Source organism: Kangiella sp. HZ709 (assembly GCF_009674675.1).
GTDB lineage: Bacteria > Pseudomonadota > Gammaproteobacteria > Enterobacterales > Kangiellaceae > Kangiella.
This window is the reverse complement of record NZ_WKJC01000002.1, coordinates 352,269-371,800: the sequence shown is the minus strand read 5'-3', so window position 1 is coordinate 371,800 and position 19,532 is coordinate 352,269. Positions and strand designations below refer to the sequence as shown.

The following is a 19,532-nucleotide window of genomic DNA, read 5'->3' as shown; positions in this document are numbered from 1 at the left end:
GGTCCTTAAGAATAAAAAAAACCGGCATCAAGCCGGTTTTTTTATCGAAGGATTTAGATTGTTATCTAAACTTTTTTCATTTCCAGAGCAGCTTTAATCATATCTTTAACATATTGATTATGAGCTCTTGTAGCATCAGATTGCCAGAAAGCAACACTGGTATCAGAGTCGATGTTTTTCAACTGCTGACGAGCTAATGAAACGCTTTGATTGCTATAACCAGCTTTTGGATCTGCTTTTGCAATTCGTGCTAAACCTTTCAAGTATTCGATTTGTAGGTTTTGACGCATTGAATTGACATCGCCAGAGTCACCTTTAAATACTGCGTTGGTTAAGTCGCCCATCACTTCAGACAAACTGTATTCATTGCCATACATACTAGAGTCAATGATACGCTTTTGTACAACCGGGTGAAGTACTTGAACTAGAATTCCGCGCTGCATATTTAATACCATATCGTGCAACTTTGGATCTTCAGTGAACGAAAAGTGGTTAAAGCCTCGACGTTGAAGCTGCAACTTACTTAAAATATCTTTGTTAAACTCAAAGGCATCTTCAGCAAACACATACTTAGATAAAGCTTCCATGGCTTCTTTTTGTTTGGCTTTTTCTACAGGTCGGAATGGTTCAGTCGCACCATTTTGTCCTGCAAAGCCGCGATCTAAATAAACACCACCAATATAGCGTGAAATAGTTCTAGCATGACCACCATACTGACGTTGTAAAGCACCAAAGCCACTAACTAAACCTTGATATGATTGGCCATCTTTAACTAGGCGCTCAATCAACTTATCTTCTACACTGCGAATATGATCCATCTGATTAATGGCAAAGCCAACCGCATCAGAGGTCATGTCACCAACGTTGATTCGAGGGTCAATCGCTTTACCTGGAGAACGCATATCGTCAGCATCATTACCAAAGGCCAGTTCAGGCTCAGTTGAGCGAGCTAGTAACGCGTTCATACGTGCTTCTTCAGCTGCTGCGTCGTTAAGCGATGGCTTATAACCAAACTCAATGGCCCACAAATCATAAGGACCTGGAGTTGTTGTATAATAATGACCTTGCTTACCGTCAGTGCTGAAGTTAATTGCAGGGTAATCCATCACTGAGCCAGTTAAGCCCATGCTAGCAGTTTTAGCTTTGTCGCTAACTGAAGCTAAATCGTGTAATTGGCTAGACTTCATATTATGGTTTAAACCAAGCGTATGCCCAACTTCATGCAATACTAAGAAGTGAATGAAGTCATGCAAGAAATCGCTAACTTCTTCTGGGTTATTTGCCATTGCTTCCATCATCATGCGGCCGTCCATAGCATCTTGATACATAGCCTGATGAACATCGTGCTTATATTCTAATGACTGCTCCATCGCTTGCTCGATACTCATAGCTTCGGTAGCCATTAAGTCTTCAGCAAAAGCAATACGGTTAAATACTGAATATTCCAACATGATGTCCGCACCCAATAACTGACCGGTGCGAGGATTAGCAAAACTTGGGCCATAACCGCCGAAAGGAGGGCGTGGCGATGAAGTCCAGCGTAATACGTTATAACGGATATCCCCTGCATCCCAGTCAGCATCGTCAGGTTGCACTTTTACCTGTACAGCGTTTTTAAAACCTGCCGTTTCGAAAGCTTTGTTCCACTCAAGCGTTGCATTTTTTACCGTTTCGCGAATGTACTCAGGAGTGGTGTTTTCAATCCACCATACGATAGGCTCAACAGGCTCAGACATTGCTGCCGTTGGATCTTTTTTCTCTAAATGCCAGCGACGAATAACATCACGGTAAGGCGTATAATCACCAACCGCAGTCATATCGTGTACTTGATTCATAAAATAACCAACACGTGGATCGTCAAAACGAGGCTGATAGCTATTGTCAGGTACTTCGATCAAAGAATGGCGCATAGTGACTTCAATCGAGCGAGCATCAGTTAAAGCGAATAAACCCGGCGTGACAGTTCTTGCAGCAGGGACTACTGGAGCTGGGTTGTCATAAACGTACTCAACTTCAAAGTCGGTATTTTCAGGGTAGTTATCAATTTCAATAAACTTGGTTTTGCTTTTGCTCAATTTACCTAAGCCTAAACGTTGACCAGGTCGTGCGCCTGGACGCGGAGAAGGTTTGATCTGCATTAATGACTCAGATAGGAACAATTTACTAGCATCTACTAACACATCACCTGTTTCTTTATCTTCAGCTTCAATTTTTAAACTGGTAATAACCGGACTGTTGATATTAGCGTCTTTTGCTTTTGAAACTGCATTTTCCGGGTCGAAATAAAAGCTAGTATTTTCTGCTTTGAATTCAATATTTTTATAATGGCGATCGATAGAGTAAATACGTGTGCCGCGATAAGCGCCACGGAACATGCCAACATCTACTAAGCCGTCTCTAACTTGTACAAAGTGGAGGAATTCTTTACCTAACTGATCTTTTTTGATGATCATTTTTAAGCCGCCAGTTTTTGGATCTTGGTACAAATCGAATAAACCTTCGATTTTTGTAATATCCTTAACGGCATCTTGGATGGATTTTTCTTTTTTCTGTTCTTTCTTGCCTTTGGCTGGAGCAGCTGCCTCAGCGGTTGGCATGGCAAAAGTCATGCTGGCGCCAAATAGAGCAATGGCTAGCGCTTGACTGATTTTACTCTTTGTCATGGTTGTCCCCACTTTACTAAATAAGTTGATTAAAATTGACCAACACTCGTTTTACCAAGATATCATGTAAGCCTCAATGGTAAAGTGTAACGAGATATAACAATTGCTTAATAGTGTTAGATTCAAATAGTTGCCATTGAACTGACATCAACTTGTCATCTGTGAATTATAAGATAGCGTCATCTTAACTAACCCACTTAAGGAGACACCATGAATGAGTATTTCGAAGATTTATCTTGGATCATTACCTGTACGATAATATTCGGTACTTTAGTGGTAATGCTTTCGTAGAAAAAATAAGAGAACAATTAAAGGAATTGTCAGTTAAAGCCAAGGATAGCAAGTAAGCCCAGAGATACTACCCCCTCTGGGCTTTTTTATAGGTTAGTATTTATAAATATCGTTTATTGGTCTATCACGTAAAACCAGGAGTTAGCTTTTACCCGTAAATATTTCCCAGAGTCATCTCTAGTTTCAACGTTAAATTTGAAATAAAGCTCTTTGCCGTTGTCTGACCTTTGAATCTCAAATCGATGGTCATTTTTAGTTGCGGTAAATTTGTAACGGTTAATTTGTAATACAGCGATTTCGCTAGCTTTATCGAACGTTATGCTGACGGGCCAGGTTTGATTGTTAGTACTGCAGCAACCATTTGCAGAAGCTACCATCTTAATTAAGCCGCCAACCACGTTGCAGCTGGTCCAGCTTGATAAGGTGTGACCAGAACGTCCGCTAACATACTGATGATAAATTGCGCCTGAGCATGAATCATTGGATGCTTTATTAGATCCTTTAATTGGTAATGAAGAGTTAGTTGACGTAAGCGATTGGCAAGAAATAATAATTAATGATACCAGTCCTAAAAGTATGATTCGCATATATCCTCCTTAATTTACTAGAAAATTAAAGTTAATATAACACTTAAGTAAGCTTCACATTATAAGAATTATTTAGGAGGCTTAAAAAGTCTATAAAAAAGCCAGCGTAAAGCTGGCTTTTTTAAAAGGTACCCTTTTACTTCAAAAGCGGCTTGAGATATTTACCAGTAAATGAGCCCTTAGTCTTAGAGACTTTTTCTGGCGTACCAGTAGCGATAATTTGTCCGCCTTTACTGCCACCTTCTGGGCCTAAGTCTACAATCCAGTCAGCGGTTTTGATGACATCTAAATTGTGCTCAATAACGATTAAGGTATTACCGTGATCGCGTAATCGATGCAGTACTTGTAGTAGCTGATTAACATCATGGAAATGTAAGCCGGTAGTAGGTTCATCCAGTATGTATAAGGTTTTTCCGGTGTCTCGTTTCGAGAGTTCGCGAGAGAGCTTGACCCTTTGTGCTTCACCACCGGAAAGGGTAGTAGCGGATTGACCGAGCTTGATATATGACAAGCCAACATCAATTAAGGTTTGCAGTTTACGAGCTATCACAGGGATGGCGTCAAAATATTCTCGCGCGTCTTCAACCGTTAAATCTAAAACCTCATGAATATTCTTACCTTTATAGGTAATTTCTAAAGTTTCTCGATTGTAGCGTTTGCCTTTACAGACATCGCAAGCCACATAAACATCCGGTAAGAAGTGCATCTCGACTTTGATAACGCCATCGCCTTGACAGGCTTCACAGCGTCCACCTTTTACATTGAAGCTAAAGCGTCCAGGCTTATAACCGCGCGAGCGTGACTCTTGAGTACCAGCAAACAACTCGCGAATAGGGGTGAAAATCCCGGTGTAAGTTGCAGGGTTCGAGCGAGGCGTTCGGCCAATTGGCGACTGATCAATATCAACGACTTTATCAATATGGTCTAAACCAGAAATTGAATTATATTTTTTAGGTTGTAAGCTTGAGCGATTAATTTCGCGGGCAACAATTGGATAAAGTGTATCGTTAATTAGTGTCGATTTACCTGAACCTGAAACACCAGTCACGCAAGTCATTAAGCCAACAGGGATTTCAAGATTAACACTAGTTAAGTTGTTACCTTCCGCGCCAGTTAACTGAATAGTTTTCTTTTTATTGTACGGTGTGCGTTCAGCTGGAACCGAAATTTCTTTAGCGCCAGTTAAATACTGCGCGGTTAAAGAATTTTTATTTTTCTTAATTTGCGCAAGCGAACCTTTACCAACCACTTCACCGCCATGCACGCCTGCACCAGGACCAATATCGACGATATAGTCAGCAGCTCGAATGGCATCTTCGTCATGCTCAACCACGATTACAGTATTACCTAAATCGCGCAAATGGTTTAGAGTTTTTAACAAGCGATCATTATCTCTTTGATGCAGACCAATCGATGGTTCATCGAGAATATACATAACGCCTACTAGCCCAGCACCAATTTGGCTAGCCAGTCGAATACGTTGCGCTTCACCGCCTGATAAAGTATCGGCACTACGCTCCATAGTGAGATAATCGAGGCCAACATTGACCAAGAAACTTAAGCGATCGCCAATTTCTTTCAGAACTTTAGAAGCAATTTCGCCTCGCTTTCCTGGAAGGGATAAGTTTTCAAAATAGTTATAAGCATCTTCGATTGACCAGCGAGTCACTTGATGAATTGCGGTGCCATCGATAAATACGTTGCGTGAATTTTCATTTAAACGGGTAGCGTCGCAATCTCCACATGATTGAGTGGTCATGTATTTGATTAAATCATCCCGTACGGCACCAGATTCAGTTTCGCGAAAACGACGCTGCATATTAGGAATAATGCCCTCAAAGGTATGAGTGCGACGATACACTGCGCCTTTATCATTATTGTATTCAAACTCGATTTCGGTGTTACCACTACCAAACAAAATGACCTTTTGAATTTTTTTAGTCAGAGATGCCCAAGGTGATTCAATATCGAATTTGTAGTGCTTGGCTAATGATTTAAGCATGTGGAAATAATACACATTGCGTCTATCCCAGCCGCGGATAGCTCCTCCTGCCAGTGACACATCATCATTAGTAATGATTTTGTCAGGGTCGAAGAACTGATCAACGCCTAAACCGTCACAGGTTTGGCAAGCCCCAGCAGGATTATTAAACGAGAAAATTCTGGGTTCTAATTCTGGAATAGAATGGCCACAAGTAGGGCAGGCATATTTTGCCGAGAAGACCATTTCCTCAAAGTCAGGATCTCCATCCATAGACATAACACGGGCAATACCCTCAGATAGCTCTAAGGCCGTTTCAAAAGATTCGGCCAGTCGCTGTTGTAAGCCCTCTTTGACTTTAAAGCGGTCAACAATCACTTCAATTGTATGTTTCTTATAGAGGTCGAGTTCTGGCGCTTCAGCAAGATCATACACAGTGCCATCAATTCGAGCGCGTACGAAGCCTTTAGCTTGCAACTCTTGTATCAGTTGCACATGCTCGCCTTTACGGTTTTGAACCACTGGCGATAACAACATTAATTTTGAGCCTTCAGGCTGCTCTAATACTAAATCAACCATTTGCGAAACGGTTTGAGCTTCCAAAGGTAATTGGTGAGTAGGGCAATGCGGCGTACCGACTCGTGCAAATAATAAACGCAAGTAGTCATAAATTTCGGTGATAGTCCCGACCGTTGAGCGCGGATTATGAGAAGTCGATTTTTGCTCAATAGAAATCGCCGGTGATAATCCTTCAATATGTTCCACATCGGGCTTTTCCATCAAGGATAAAAATTGACGCGCATAAGCCGATAATGACTCCACATAACGACGCTGCCCTTCGGCGTATAACGTATCAAAAGCCAAAGATGACTTGCCAGAACCGGATAAGCCTGTGATCACAATCAGCTTGTCACGAGGCAAGGTCAAATCGACGTTCTTAAGGTTATGGGTTTTGGCGCCGCGTATTTCGATTTTATCCATAGAGATATTCCGCAAATCAATGCTAATTTAAATTCAGTTTCGAGTAAAAATTCAAAATCATGGACTTATGTCAAAAAGCCCAACAAACCAGTAACTATAACCCTTTTTACGGTTTGGCGAAATGCTAAAGCTGATTTAAATTAAGCTGATATCTGCAATTTTTTACAGATTTTGGCTTAGCTTGTTTGAGAAAAAAACGATGGAGCTTGAGTTCATATTGCTTTACTCTTAATTTGCATAATCAGTGCTACCTTTAGCCTATAAAAGCAGATAAGATAGTGCGATTGAATTTTATAAAATAAGCCCAATTATATTAATATTAAATTAATAACTAATTGAAATAAAAAGCATTTTGGAGGCAGCATGGCCAGTCGTGGCGTAAATAAAGTTATTTTAGTCGGTAATTTAGGAAAAGATCCGGAAGTTAGATACACTCCAGATGGTCGAGGTATCGCCAACCTTACTATTGCTACTTCGGAAACTTGGAAAGATAAGAATACAGGTCAGCAACAAGAAAAAACCGAATGGCACCGTGTGGTGATCTTTGGCAAGTTGGCGGAAATTGCTGGTGAATATTTACGCAAAGGCTCGCAGGTCTATTTAGAAGGCAAATTACAAACTCGTAAATGGCAAGATCAATCGGGGGCCGATCGTTACACTACTGAAGTGGTATTAGACTTTAATGGCGTGATGCAAATGTTAGGTGGCCGTCAAGGTGGCGGTGAAGCTGCCTTTGGTGGACAAGGTTCTGCGCCACAAAAGCCGCAACAACAAGCGCCAGTAGCCCCGCCGGTAGACGACGATTTTGATGATGATATTCCGTTTTAAATATGTTTTTATTCGGCAGCATCGAAGGTTATACACACAAAAATTATTGTTTGAGGAAAGAATATGAGTTACCAAGAAGTTAATGATGCTTATAGAACACCTGTAAGTCAGGTAAGCGTTGATCGTAGAAGTGCATTTATTACAAAAACTTATAATCATTTGTTGGCAGCGATCATTGCTTTCACGCTGATCAGCGTCTATCTTTATCAGTCTGGTATATCTACTAAGATAGCCATATTTATGTCTTCCTTAGGTACCATTGGGATGATTGCTATGGTCGCAGCCTTTGTAGGTATAGGATGGTTTGCCTCAAGGTATGCTGGCTCTAGTGATTCTAAAGCTGTTCAGTACTTGAACCTTGTAATATTCACCGCCTTATATGCAGTATTTTTCTCGCCGCTATTATTAATGGCTATTGTGAAGGCACCTGGCATGATTGAGAGTGCAGTCGGTGTAACTTTGGCTGGTACGGCTATCCTCACTGCAATCGCCTTTTTCACTCGCAAAGACTTTTCATTCTTAAAAGGCTTAGTTTACTGGGGGGTTGGACTAGCATTAGTAGCTATTGTAGGCGGTTTCATTTTTGGCTATAACTTAGGTATTTGGTTCAGCGTGATTATGATTGGTATTTCTGGAGCATCAATTTTGTACGATACTTCTAACATTATTCATCATTACCCTGAAGATAAATATGTGGCTGCTTCGATTCATTTATTCTCAAGTATAGCAATGCTATTTATCTACGTGTTACGTCTTTTCATGGCCTTTGGCGAAGACTAACATTTCAATTAAAAAAGCGCCCTTCGAGGCGCTTTTTTGTGATTCCTATTTATCTTTTCCCTCTAAGTTAATTTCTTGTTCTTTCGCCTTCAGATACCGATGTGTTTTTTCTTCGCGTGCAATCAGTTTGTCTAGCCTTGCAGTTAATTGATCTTTGTTAGCAGTATCGCTTTCATCCTTAATAGCAGATTTGAGTTTGCTGATCTCTGCAAGTAAGTCACGATGTGCTTTTCGGTGGTCATCTAGTTTTTCAGCTTTTTCAGCTTTATCAAAAATAACATCTTCAGGATTTATCTTTGAGTTTGTTTTTCGAATACGTTCCGTAGGGATAAACATTTGCTCTGAAACTTGACGTTGGTTCATAAAAGAGGGAGAAACAATTTCAACATTAGCTTCATGCAATGCATCTAAAACACAAGAGTTCAGTCTCGAGCGAGCCGAAAGCATAGTGTTTATCTCTTTTGCTAAGCCATGAACTTTATAAACAATAGAAAAATCACCTAAGGATTCTATATAGACATATGGATTATCTAATCCAGCTTTGAGGGCTGCTTGGCATAAAATAGGTTCGATAATGGAGTGGTCGACATCATAACCAAGTGATACTTCAATACTAATAATCGTGCCATCGTTATGCATAACCGTGACGGGATTGGCGACTAAAAACATATTCGGTAGGGTAATTAAATCCCGCTCTCGATTTTGTATTTCTATATGCAGTAATCCTCGGGCAGAAACCCTGCCAAAATGGTCCTTTATTTCTACAAAGTCTCCTACTCGAAAGTTTTTGACCGAGCGAAGCCAAATACCAGCCATTAAATTACCCAGAAAAGTAGTCGAACTTAAAGCAATTGAAGCCGAAAGCAATATACCAATAAGCCCAATAATTTGGCTTTGCATACTGTCTTTAATTGGTAGTACTAAGACGAAGGTTATCACTAGGAAAAGGATAAAAATAAAGCTGGTGATCTGCCTTTGTAGAACGGCATTATTGGAAGCTTTTTCTTTGTGTAAGAAATACCTTTGTAAAAGCTGATAGATGAAATAGCCGAGGATCAAAGTTAGAGCCGGCCATGCAATTCCTTGCCAATTATTAGTAATTGAATTTAAAAACTTGTCCCACATAGTTTTATATAGGCTATTAGTAATTACTACATCTTAAATGTTTCAGGTTAAGTTGCAACAGTGAGAAAACGGCTAGTAAATTTTCACCTTACTATGTACTTATAGTGGAGCATTACAGACACAAAAAAAGCGCCATAAAGGCGCTTTTTTATAAGTGATAACTTATTAGAATACGTATTGAACGCGTACTGCGAAAGCATTACCGTCTTTGTTGACGCCGCCTTCAGTTAAATCACCCATTACGTAGTTTAAACCAACGCGAATAGCATTGTTAGCATAGTAGTTTAAACCTAAAGTTAAAGCTTCAGCTTCATCGGTACCTGGCTCATAAGAACTCCAGCGACCGAATACTTCCCAAGCACCATCTTTACCTTTTGGTTTAACACGCTTGAATTTACCTTTGCTGTATGGACGAGATTCACCTGTGATGATGTAGCCGACCTGAGCATAGTAACCAGTTAAATCTGTGTCATTGCCGCCATCAACTTCGCCATCGTAGTATTCACCTTGTGCATGGAAAGGACCTGCAGCATAGGCTACTTCTAAGTTATAACCGCTAAAGCTTTGGCCAACGATTGTGCCTGAACCAACTTTTTCATCAGCTAAGTGGATTTCTAAACGCTGATCAGCATTTTTAAATTCATCATTTGCTAAACGCTGCTTTGTAAAGCCAGCACCTAAGTGGAAAACTTCTTCTTTAGTATTAACAGGTGAGAAAGTCAAACGACCAGTAACAGCTGTAGCAATGTGATTACCTTCATCACCTAAATCATAAACGCCTAAACCCCAAGTGTAGTCGTTAGTGCCTTTACTTAAAGCGATACCTTTTTTGTTACCGATGGTGAAAGCATTAGTTGCCATAGTACGCTCGATAGCAGTGATATCTTTAGATGAAGTCACTTGCTCTAAACCAAAGTTTGCTTTGTGAGTACCGATAGTTAAATCTGCAAAGTCCCAGCCTTTATACTTTAAGTATGCTTCGTCAAATTTAGTTGAGCCGTCTTCTTTAAAGTCTGCACGTAATTTTGCTTCCCAGTTTTTGCCAACTTTTCCTTTTGCGAATAAACGCGCGCGACGAATCTCTGAGTCAGATCCCGATGTATCGCCACTTGCGAAAGCGTCGCCATCAAAGTAGTCAAAGTCAAACATTAATCGACCGCCGATATTTAATGAAGTATCACCAGTTTTAACTGTGATGCCTTTACCAGCTTTAACTGAAGAGTTTTCAGCAAATGCTGCTGGTGTAGTGATTGCAGCTGCAACAGCTACTGCTAATAATTTCAATTTCATTGTCATCTCCAAAAAGAGGGTTTTATTTAATAGACGCTGCGCATTGTAAGGGCTAAATATGACAATTCAATGACAGAATGACTAAAGAACGATGAAATTGCAGATTTTTAAGGAACTTTACATACAATTATAGCTGTACGAATATTATACAGTTGAGTTGTCATAAAGTATGAATGTTTATGACCGTGGTTTAACATAACTGTAATATTTGAGCGTTATAATCCCTCGCAACCAATATTATTCCTAGGCGCTATGGAAACATCAATCAAAGATAAGACTCGCAAGCTGCTAGATGAGCAAACTCATAGTGGTAAGCATAAGCGTCGTAAAATCAAAGACTTACTGGCAAGGTATGGTATTGCTGCTGGTGGCCTTTCGGTAATTGCGGCTGTTGTCCTTATATGTTTTTATCTACTTTGGGTGGTTTTACCGATCTTTAAACCGGCCAGTGTAGAATTAAACAAAGAGTTTCAATGGACTCAATCTGAAGTAGCTTACTTAGGAGTTGAAGAATACGGCGAAATTGCTTTTAGCTTAAATAATGCCGGTGAAATGCAGTTTGTCGATATAGAAACCAACAATATTATATTGAATGAGTCTCTTGAAGCAGATTCGGCAATGACCGCTTATAGCAAAATGGATCTTAAAGGTCTTATGGCTATTGGCTTTGAAGATGGCTCATTCAAACTGGTATCTCAGAAATATCAAATTACTTACCCAAACGATAAGCGTAAAATCAACGCAAGTTTAGAATATCCGTTTGGTGAGGACGCATTCGAATTAGCGGACAGCTCAATCAAAGCGATTAACGGCAAACTATGGGAAGATGGTTTGTTAATTACCGCTTTAACGGTTGATAATCAGCTTGTTTCTAAATTATACACCGTTGAAGAAGATATGTTTGATGATGGTTTCTCTTTAGAAGAAGACTCAGCATCTAACATCCAACTTAATTTCTCTCCTAAATTTATATTGGCAACGGAAGGTCCTAGCTGGCTCTATCTAATTGCAGAAAATGGCCAATCTCAGGTTTACCGTTGGAAAGGAAGTGATTGGAAGCTATCTGAAACTAAAACTCTAGTAGAGCAAGGCGTTACAGTTACTGAAGCCGTGTTCTTATTGGGCCAAACTTCGGTTCTAATTGGAGACTCGAATGGTGTTATCACCCAGTGGTTCCCAGTACGTGAAGAGGGTAACAACTTTTTATTTACTGAAATTCGCGATTTTGAATTAGCTGATGCTGCGATTACTAATATTATTACTGAAGAGCGCCGTAAAGGGTTTATTGCCGCTGATGCCAATGGCCGCGTCGGTGTTTTCTACACGACTTCAGAAAGACATCTGGATACGGTGAATTTTGGCCAGCCATTAACAGCGATTGCTATCAACTCGCGTAGTAATAAGTTGGTGGTGTTGGGGCAAGATGGTACTACCAATTTATTTGATGTTGAAAATGAACACCCAGAGATTTCTTGGTCAGCATTATGGGGTGAGGTTTGGTATGAAAGTTATGAAGAGCCATCGGTAACCTGGCAATCATCAGCTTCGACTAATGATTTTGAGTCTAAGTTTTCGTTAGTGCCTTTAAGTTTTGGTACTTTAAAAGCAGCATTCTATGCCATGTTATTTGCAGTTCCTTTAGCAATATTTGGTGCAATCTTTACCGCTTACTTTATGGCGCCAAAGATGCGGAGCATGGTTAAGCCTACTGTTGAGATTATGGAAGCATTGCCAACGGTTATTTTAGGCTTCCTGGCAGGTTTATGGTTAGCGCCAATGGTCGAAGAAAACCTAATGGGGATTATCCTAGTGTTATTTATGTTGCCCATCCTGACCGTTTTATTTGGTTATGCATGGCATAGGGCTCCGGGTTCAATCAAGCACAAGATCCCAGATGGTTGGCAAGCCGCTTTATTATTCCCCGTTATCATCTTCGGTACTATGTTTGCATTCTGGTTAGGCGAGCCAATCGAAGCTGCGATGTTTGATGGCAATATGCCAGCCTGGTTAAACTCAATTGGTATTAATTACGATCAGCGTAACTCATTGGTCGTTGGTATTGCGATGGGTTTTGCAGTGATTCCAACTATTTTCTCGATTACTGAAGATGCAGTGTTTAGTGTTCCTAAGCATTTAACCAATGGCTCTTTAGCTTTAGGGGCAAGCCCATGGCAAACCATGGTGCGCGTTGTACTGCCAACAGCAAGTCCAGGTATTTTCTCAGCATTGATGATCGGATTAGGTCGTGCGGTTGGTGAAACCATGATTGTATTAATGGCAACCGGTAACACGCCGATTATGGACATGAATATCTTCGAAGGCATGAGAACCCTTTCTGCCAATATTGCGGTTGAAATGCCTGAGTCGGAATTGGGCTCGTCGCACTATCGCGTTCTATTCTTAGCAGCCTTTGTATTATTTCTATTTACCTTTCTATTTAACACCATTGCGGAAGTGGTTAGACAACGCTTGCGCACCAAATACGGTTCGCTTTAGGAGATTTGATTTATGAGTGCTAATAAAAATTTCTTACAAGGCGGCCAACACTGGGTTTGGTTAAACGCAGGCGCAATCAGTATCTCTATTATTATGGTAGTAGGGTTATTGTTATTGATAGCGGTTCGAGGCTTAAGCCATTTTTGGCCTGCTGAAGTTAATACTTTTACGGTTTCACAAGATGGTTCTAACCAGTTGGTTATGGGCGAAATTCACAACCATGAAGAAGACATTCAAAATGGTGTAGAGCGTGAGCAGTATTTGATTAAAACGGGTAACCGTGATCAATACGGAATTGACTTCCGTTGGTTGGATTTAAAGGATATCCAAGAAACCAAGGTGGATGAGAATGTCATAGTTCTAGAGCGTCACGAGTGGGGCAACTTATACGGATTTATTAAGTCCGTAACTATGGATGGAAAGTCTGTTGAGCCTACTGCAGATAATCTTGAAGCGATAATTGAGCGTGCTAATGACTTGCATCATCAAATTCGTGAAATTGAATCTGATGATATTGGTAGTATTAATTACGATATTGAAGAGCTTCGTTTAGAGCAAAGACGACTAGAGCTTGATGATGAACTGACTGACGAAGCACTTGCTGAATTAGATTCACAACGCGCAGATTTAAATCAACAGTTTTTGGATTACCAAGCAGACTTGCAAAAGCTTTACGCGGCGATTAAACGAGATTCTGCCGAGTTCGAATTGGTCGGTGGTCAAACTAAGTCTGTAAATGCCCAGATGATGGTACGTTCTTTCCAACCGAATGCTATGGGCTTCTTTGCAAAAATCGGGCATTACTTCTCTAAAATTGGCGAGTTTATTTTTGATGAACCAAGAGAAGCGAATACTGAAGGTGGTGTTTTCCCTGCGATTTTTGGAACGGTTTTAATGGTATTGTTAATGTCGATAGTAGTGACTCCAATGGGTGTTATTGCTGCGGTTTATATGCGTGAATATGCCAAGCAAGGGCCACTGACTCGAACTATACGAATTGCGGTAAATAACTTAGCAGGCGTTCCGTCGATTGTTTACGGTGTATTTGGCTTAGGTTTCTTTGTTTATTTTATGGGTGGGACAATCGATGATTTGTTCTATCCAGAAGTTAAACCATCGCCAATGTTTGGTACTCCAGGTTTAATTTGGGCATCACTAACCTTAGCACTTTTAACATTGCCAGTGGTAATCGTTTCAACTGAAGAAGGTTTGGCTCGTATCCCAAGTGCCATTCGCGAAGGTAGTTTAGCTTTAGGTGCGACAAAGTTTGAAACCCTATGGAAAACCGTATTGCCAATGGCGAGTCCTGCGATGATGACGGGTTTAATTCTAGCAGTTGCTCGTGCAGCGGGTGAGGTAGCTCCCTTGATGCTAGTTGGTGTTGTAAAGTTAGCACCTACCTTGCCATTAGATGGTAATGCACCTTTCTTGCATTTAGAGCGTAAGTTTATGCACTTAGGCTTCCATATTTATGATGTTGGCTTTCAAAGCCCGAACGTAGAAGCAGCTAGACCCTTGGTTTATGCCACTGCTTTATTACTAGTATTAATTATTATTTTATTGAATATTGCGGCGATTAAGATCCGTAATAACTTACGCGAAAAGTATAAATCGCTTGAGCAATAATCAACTTTAATGGTGAATAAAATGACTGAAGTTACTAAAACAACTGCTAAACAAAATAATCCTTTAGCGAATGAAAAAATTGCCATTGAAGTTGAAAAGCTCAACTTGTTCTATGGTGATAAGCAAGCTTTATATGATATTGATTTGCAGATTCCAGAAAAGAAAGTGACCGCTTTCATTGGTCCTTCTGGTTGTGGTAAATCAACTTTATTGCGTTGCTTTAATCGCATGAATGACTTAGTTGATATTGCAAAAATCAATGGCGAAATTCGTATGGGCGGTGAAAATATATATAAACCTGGTTTAGATGTGGCCGAATTACGTCGTAATGTTGGTATGGTATTCCAAAAACCGAATCCTTTTCCTAAGTCTATTTATGAAAATGTAGCTTATGGTTTGCGTTTACAAGGAATTAATAAGAAGCGTACTTTGGATGAAGTGGTCGAGTGGGCTTTAAAAGGTGCAGCACTTTGGGATGAAGTAAAAGATCGTTTACATGATAATGCCTTAGGTATGTCAGGTGGTCAGCAACAGAGGTTATGTATCGCGCGTGCCATTGCCGTGCAACCAGAAGTTTTATTGTTGGATGAGCCGGCTTCTGCACTGGATCCAATTTCAACTTTGAAAATTGAAGAGTTGATTCATGACTTGAAAAAAGATTATACGATTGTAATTGTTACTCATAATATGCAACAAGCTGCGCGTGTTTCTGACTATACTGCATTCATGTATATTGGTGACTTAGTTGAGTTTGATAATACGGATAAGATATTCACAAATCCAACTCAAAAGAAAACAGAAGATTACATTACTGGCCGTTACGGTTAATCAGCAAATAAGAGACGAACTGAGGTAATTCAAAATGATGGATAATGAAGTATTAGGTCAACATATCTCGCAACAATTTAATGCTGATCTAGAAAACATTCGTGAAGATGTATTAGCAATGGGCGGTTTGGTTGAAGAGCAAATGAGTAAAGCATTAGAAGCTTTTACTAAGCATGATTCAGCCCTTGCGCAAGAAGTCATTGATAATGACGAAAAAGTTAATGATTTTGAAATTAAAATTGATGACGATTGCACCAAGATATTAGCAAAGCGTCAACCAGCAGCTGGTGATTTACGTTTGATTATCACGGTTTTAAAAACCATTACTGATTTAGAGCGTATTGGTGATGAAGCTGAAAAAATTGCTCGTTTAGCAAAAGATATTGCAACCGGGAAATCTAATCCATTAGATGGCAAGCTACATTATGGTGCTATGGTTCATCTTGGTAATCATGTGAAGAAAATGTTACATGACTCCTTAGATGCTTTTGCGCGGATGGATGTTGAGACCGCATTAGAAGTAGCAAAATTAGATACCCAAGCAGATGATGAATACGATGCAATTTCTCGTCAATTAATTACTTATATGATGGAAGAGCCTCGCAGAATCTCTGAAGTATTAGACTTTATGTGGTCAGCTCGAGCCTTAGAAAGAATTGGCGACCATGCTAATAATATCTGTGAATATGTTGTATACATGGTTCAAGGGCAAGATGTTCGCCATATGAGTTGGGATGAAATGAGTCGTCGCGCTCGTGAAGCGCAGTAATTTTAAATAAATACTTATTTAGAGAATTAGCATGAGCGCAAAAATATTAATCTTGGAAGATGAGCGTGATATTCGTGAAATGTTAGCTTTTTGTATGGAGCAAGCCGGCTACCAAGTTGAGCAAGCAGCTACTGCAGAAAGAGTGTTTGTTATACTAAAAGAAGGCTTTCAGCCTGATCTCTTTTTAGTCGATTGGATGCTGCCAGGTGCTTCTGGCATTGAGTTTACGAAAAAGCTGAAGAAGGATCCTGCGAACCAAGACTTGCCTGTAATTATGCTGACGGCTCGTGGTGAGGAAGATGATCGAGTGCAAGGACTTGAAGCTGGCGCTGACGATTATGTTGTTAAACCTTTTTCGCCGCGTGAACTTTTAGCGCGAGTACAAGCTGTTTTACGAAGAACTGGCGCTATTAATAAGGCAACAGAACAATTGCAACATGGTGATATTTCTATAGACACTGCAGGTCATCGCGTTACTATTCGTGGTGAAGACGTCCACTTAGGGCCTACTGAATATAAAATATTGCACTTTTTTATGAGTAATGTAGACAGAGTTTTTTCCCGTAATCAACTGCTAGACTCTGTATGGGGACAACAAGTAGTGGTTGAAGAGAGAACAGTAGATGTTCATATTCGTCGTCTGCGTAAAGCTTTAGTTCCTTATGAAGTTGAGAATTATGTGCAAACGGTTCGTGGTTCTGGTTATCGTTTTTCCTCTAAATAAATTGCGTAGGAATCTATAAATGTGGAAGAGTCGATACTGGCAAGCTGAGTTATGGACATTATTGTTCATAGCTTTTGTAGTCGGGTTGATTGGTTCTCTTTTTTCTAAAGCGGCTCTTTTTATAGCGGTCATTTTATTTGGTTATTTAGTTTGGAACCTAATTCAACTTTCTAGATTATTTCATTGGGCTTTTATCTCTAAAGCAATTTATCCTCCTTCTGCGCCAGGGATATGGGGAGAGCTTTTCAACCAACTCTATCAGCGCCAACGCAAGCATCGGAAAGACCTTAAGAAATTAAACTCGATTATTTCAGAGTTTCGAGATTCTACTCGTGCTTTAAAAGAAGGTGCGATGATTATTAGTAATCTTGGTGAGATTCGTTGGTTTAATAAAGCTGCGTCAAAACTGTTAGGTTTAAAACCAAGTTTGGATTTGGGACAAAGACTTTTTAATCTATTGCGCCATCCTGACTTTATTGAATATGAAGCAGCTAGAGATTATGGAAAGCCTTTAACAATTCCTTCGCCTGCTAATTCAGAATTAATGTTAAGCATTAGTATTACACCTTATAACGAAGATCAGCGACTGGTAATAATTCGTGATGTCACTGAAAAATTTCATTTAGAAACAGTACGACAAGATTTCGTTGCTAATGTCTCTCACGAGTTAAGGACTCCATTGACAGTAATCACAGGTTATTTAGAGATGCTTGATCCTGAGATAAACCCTAATCTAAATTCAGTTAGTAAGCCCTTAAATATGATGCGCCAACAGGCATTAAATATGGGGCATTTAGTTGATGATTTATTGTTGCTATCGAAACTAGATTCAAAAGTGGATACTAATGGGCATAAAGCTATTGATATCAATTTATTGCTTGATTCAATTTGTGCAGAAGCGAGAGCATTAAGCGGCGAGAAAGAACAACAAATACTATTCCATTCGCACACTAATGCAATGATCCAAGCTTCTGAAAAGCAATTAAGAAGTGCTTTTTCGAATTTAGTTTTCAATGCGGTTCGCTATACGCCAGCCAAGGGGAGAATAGACATTTACTGGCAGGAAAGTGATTCACATCACATTGTTAAAGTCCAAGACAATGGTGCCGGAATCGATGCTAAGCATCTGCCCAGACTTACTGAGCGATTTTATCGCGTCGACCCAGGAAGAAACCGCTCACAAGGTGGTACAGGTCTTGGGTTAGCGATTGTAAAGCATGTACTGGAATACCATAATGCGGAATTAAGAATAGAAAGTACTTTAGGCAAAGGCAGTTGCTTTTGTTGTTATTTCCCTAAAACCAAGTAGCTAACTTTATTTTATCCTTATTAAATGCAGATATGCATTGTCATAAAACCGTCACATAGCAGTCACACCTTTTTAATATTAAACCTCCATAATTACCGCGTCTTATAAATTTACTTAAATCTATTTGGAGTGTTCAAATGAACTTATTCAAAAAAGTTGCTCTAGCGGCAACAGTTTCAACTTTCTCACTTGGCGCAATGGCCGAAGCTAAAGTTGATGAAAACTTAAACGTTTACAAGAAAACTAGTGGTATCTCAGGTAACTTATCTTCTGTAGGTTCAGATACATTAGCTAACTTGATGACTTTATGGGCTGAAGAGTTCAAGCGTCAATATCCAAACGTAAACATCCAAATTCAAGCGGCTGGCTCCTCTACTGCGCCACCTGCATTATCAGAAGGTACTTCAAACTTCGGTCCTATGAGCCGTAAGATGAAGGACAAAGAGTTAGAATCTTTCGAGAAGAAGCACGGTTATAAGCCAACCCCTATCGCTGTTGCTATCGATGCTTTAGCAGTATATGTACACAAAGATAACCCAATCGAAGGTTTAACGATTCCTCAAGTTGACGCTATCTTCTCTTCTACTCGTAAGTGTGGTGCTGAAGGCGACATCGCTGACTGGAAAGAGCTAGGTATCGACGGTGGTGACATCCAGCTTTATGGTCGTAACTCTGTATCTGGTACTTACGGTTACTTCAAAAAGAAAGGCCTTTGTAAAGGTGATTTCAAGAACACTGTAAACGAGCAACCGGGTTCTGCTTCTGTAGTTCAGTCGGTAAGCTTATCTAAGAATGGTATCGGTTACTCAGGTATCGGTTATATCACTTCTGGTGTTAAAGCAGTTCCTTTAGCGAAGAAAGAAGGTAAAGATTTCGTTGCTGCAACTCCTGAGAATGCAATCAACAAAACTTATCCTTTAGGTCGTCAGCTTTTAGTTTATGTAAACAAGCATCCTAATAAGCCTCTAGGTCCTCTTGAGTTAGAATTCTTAAAGATGGTTCTTTCTAAAGTAGGTCAAGAAGTAGTGGTTAAAGATGGTTATATCCCATTGCCTGCTAAAGTAGCTGAAAAGCAACTTAAAAAATTAATGAAGTAATTGTCTGACTTTATTAATTAGACGAAAGTCGTAAAATCCCTCTCTAAGCCGACTCATTTGGGTCGGATTTTTTATGTCTAGTGGTTTTATTGATAAATGTGCACGGTTTAAATTTTATTAAAAGGTTATGGTGACTGTCGGTTATAAGATTGAGTTT

14 protein-coding genes are annotated in these 19,532 nt (G+C 39.9%); 9 read left to right on the top strand and 5 right to left on the bottom strand.

What is annotated here, in order from left to right; translation table 11 throughout:
- Nucleotides 1–65: 65 nt before the first annotated feature.
- From GJS41_RS10615 to uvrA, 3 genes are all read right to left on the bottom strand, one after another.
- Nucleotides 66–2,663, bottom strand: coding sequence for a zinc-dependent metalloprotease (locus GJS41_RS10615; protein ID WP_154247337.1), 2,598 nt, complete (start codon nucleotides 2,661–2,663; stop codon nucleotides 66–68).
- A 404-nt stretch (nucleotides 2,664–3,067) separates the two neighbouring features.
- A complete protein-coding gene (locus GJS41_RS10610; RefSeq protein WP_154247336.1) occupies nucleotides 3,068–3,541 on the bottom strand; it encodes a hypothetical protein in 474 nt (157 codons plus the stop codon).
- 136 nt (nucleotides 3,542–3,677) lie between these two features.
- A complete protein-coding gene (uvrA, locus tag GJS41_RS10605; protein ID WP_154247335.1) occupies nucleotides 3,678–6,503 on the bottom strand; it encodes an excinuclease ABC subunit UvrA in 2,826 nt (941 codons plus the stop codon).
- Between the two features lie 363 nt (nucleotides 6,504–6,866).
- Here uvrA and ssb point away from each other — a divergent pair, with 363 nt between their 5' ends.
- Both ssb and GJS41_RS10595 read left to right on the top strand, forming a co-directional pair.
- On the top strand, nucleotides 6,867–7,331 hold the full coding sequence (gene ssb, locus GJS41_RS10600; RefSeq protein WP_154247334.1) for a single-stranded DNA-binding protein: 465 nt from the start codon (nucleotides 6,867–6,869) through the stop codon (nucleotides 7,329–7,331).
- Nucleotides 7,332–7,394: 63 nt separating this feature from the next.
- Complete coding sequence (locus GJS41_RS10595; RefSeq protein WP_154247333.1) at nucleotides 7,395–8,111, top strand: Bax inhibitor-1 family protein; 717 nt, start codon at nucleotides 7,395–7,397, stop codon at nucleotides 8,109–8,111.
- A gap of 45 nt (nucleotides 8,112–8,156) precedes the next feature.
- Here GJS41_RS10595 and GJS41_RS10590 read toward each other — a convergent pair whose 3' ends face one another.
- Together GJS41_RS10590 and GJS41_RS10585 are read right to left on the bottom strand one after the other, a co-directional pair.
- Nucleotides 8,157–9,236, bottom strand: coding sequence for a mechanosensitive ion channel family protein (locus tag GJS41_RS10590; RefSeq protein WP_154247332.1), 1,080 nt, complete (start codon nucleotides 9,234–9,236; stop codon nucleotides 8,157–8,159).
- Between the two features lie 165 nt (nucleotides 9,237–9,401).
- On the bottom strand, nucleotides 9,402–10,526 hold the full coding sequence (locus GJS41_RS10585) for an OprO/OprP family phosphate-selective porin (protein WP_154247331.1): 1,125 nt from the start codon (nucleotides 10,524–10,526) through the stop codon (nucleotides 9,402–9,404).
- Nucleotides 10,527–10,778: 252 nt separating this feature from the next.
- Here GJS41_RS10585 and GJS41_RS10580 point away from each other — a divergent pair, with 252 nt between their 5' ends.
- The 7 genes from GJS41_RS10580 (at nucleotide 10,779) to GJS41_RS10550 (ending at nucleotide 19,375) form a co-directional block, all read left to right on the top strand.
- A complete protein-coding gene (locus tag GJS41_RS10580; protein WP_154247330.1) occupies nucleotides 10,779–13,022 on the top strand; it encodes an ABC transporter permease subunit in 2,244 nt (747 codons plus the stop codon).
- A 12-nt stretch (nucleotides 13,023–13,034) separates the two neighbouring features.
- Complete coding sequence (pstA, locus tag GJS41_RS10575) at nucleotides 13,035–14,648, top strand: phosphate ABC transporter permease PstA (RefSeq protein ID WP_154247329.1); 1,614 nt, start codon at nucleotides 13,035–13,037, stop codon at nucleotides 14,646–14,648.
- 9 nt (nucleotides 14,649–14,657) lie between these two features.
- Entirely contained in the window at nucleotides 14,658–15,476 is an 819-nt protein-coding gene (gene pstB, locus GJS41_RS10570; protein WP_154247328.1) for a phosphate ABC transporter ATP-binding protein PstB, read from the top strand.
- Nucleotides 15,477–15,510: 34 nt separating this feature from the next.
- Nucleotides 15,511–16,245, top strand: coding sequence for a phosphate signaling complex protein PhoU (gene phoU / locus GJS41_RS10565; protein ID WP_154247327.1), 735 nt, complete (start codon nucleotides 15,511–15,513; stop codon nucleotides 16,243–16,245).
- 31 nt (nucleotides 16,246–16,276) lie between these two features.
- Complete coding sequence (phoB, locus tag GJS41_RS10560) at nucleotides 16,277–16,969, top strand: phosphate regulon transcriptional regulator PhoB (protein ID WP_154247326.1); 693 nt, start codon at nucleotides 16,277–16,279, stop codon at nucleotides 16,967–16,969.
- A gap of 19 nt (nucleotides 16,970–16,988) precedes the next feature.
- Nucleotides 16,989–18,278 (top strand): phosphate regulon sensor histidine kinase PhoR, encoded by a 1,290-nt coding sequence (gene phoR / locus GJS41_RS10555; RefSeq protein ID WP_154247325.1) that lies wholly within the window; start codon nucleotides 16,989–16,991, stop codon nucleotides 18,276–18,278.
- A 137-nt stretch (nucleotides 18,279–18,415) separates the two neighbouring features.
- Nucleotides 18,416–19,375 carry a PstS family phosphate ABC transporter substrate-binding protein gene (locus GJS41_RS10550; RefSeq protein ID WP_154247324.1) on the top strand — a complete coding sequence of 320 codons (960 nt, stop codon included), beginning with the start codon at nucleotides 18,416–18,418 and terminating at the stop codon, nucleotides 19,373–19,375.
- The last annotated feature ends 157 nt before the right edge of the window (nucleotides 19,376–19,532 follow it).

Coding starts and splice junctions, on each gene's coding strand:
- uvrA (WP_154247335.1), bottom strand. CDS start 6,503: ATGGATAAAATCGAAATACGCGGCGCCAAAACCCATAACCTTAAGAAC.
- pstA (WP_154247329.1), top strand. CDS start 13,035: ATGAGTGCTAATAAAAATTTCTTACAAGGCGGCCAACACTGGGTTTGG.
- pstB (WP_154247328.1), top strand. CDS start 14,658: ATGGTGAATAAAATGACTGAAGTTACTAAAACAACTGCTAAACAAAAT.
- ssb (WP_154247334.1), top strand. CDS start 6,867: ATGGCCAGTCGTGGCGTAAATAAAGTTATTTTAGTCGGTAATTTAGGA.
- GJS41_RS10585 (WP_154247331.1), bottom strand. CDS start 10,526: ATGAAATTGAAATTATTAGCAGTAGCTGTTGCAGCTGCAATCACTACA.
- phoR (WP_154247325.1), top strand. CDS start 16,989: ATGTGGAAGAGTCGATACTGGCAAGCTGAGTTATGGACATTATTGTTC.
- GJS41_RS10580 (WP_154247330.1), top strand. CDS start 10,779: ATGGAAACATCAATCAAAGATAAGACTCGCAAGCTGCTAGATGAGCAA.
- GJS41_RS10550 (WP_154247324.1), top strand. CDS start 18,416: ATGAACTTATTCAAAAAAGTTGCTCTAGCGGCAACAGTTTCAACTTTC.
- GJS41_RS10610 (WP_154247336.1), bottom strand. CDS start 3,541: ATGCGAATCATACTTTTAGGACTGGTATCATTAATTATTATTTCTTGC.
- GJS41_RS10595 (WP_154247333.1), top strand. CDS start 7,395: ATGAGTTACCAAGAAGTTAATGATGCTTATAGAACACCTGTAAGTCAG.
- GJS41_RS10590 (WP_154247332.1), bottom strand. CDS start 9,236: ATGTGGGACAAGTTTTTAAATTCAATTACTAATAATTGGCAAGGAATT.
- GJS41_RS10615 (WP_154247337.1), bottom strand. CDS start 2,663: ATGACAAAGAGTAAAATCAGTCAAGCGCTAGCCATTGCTCTATTTGGC.
- phoU (WP_154247327.1), top strand. CDS start 15,511: ATGATGGATAATGAAGTATTAGGTCAACATATCTCGCAACAATTTAAT.
- phoB (WP_154247326.1), top strand. CDS start 16,277: ATGAGCGCAAAAATATTAATCTTGGAAGATGAGCGTGATATTCGTGAA.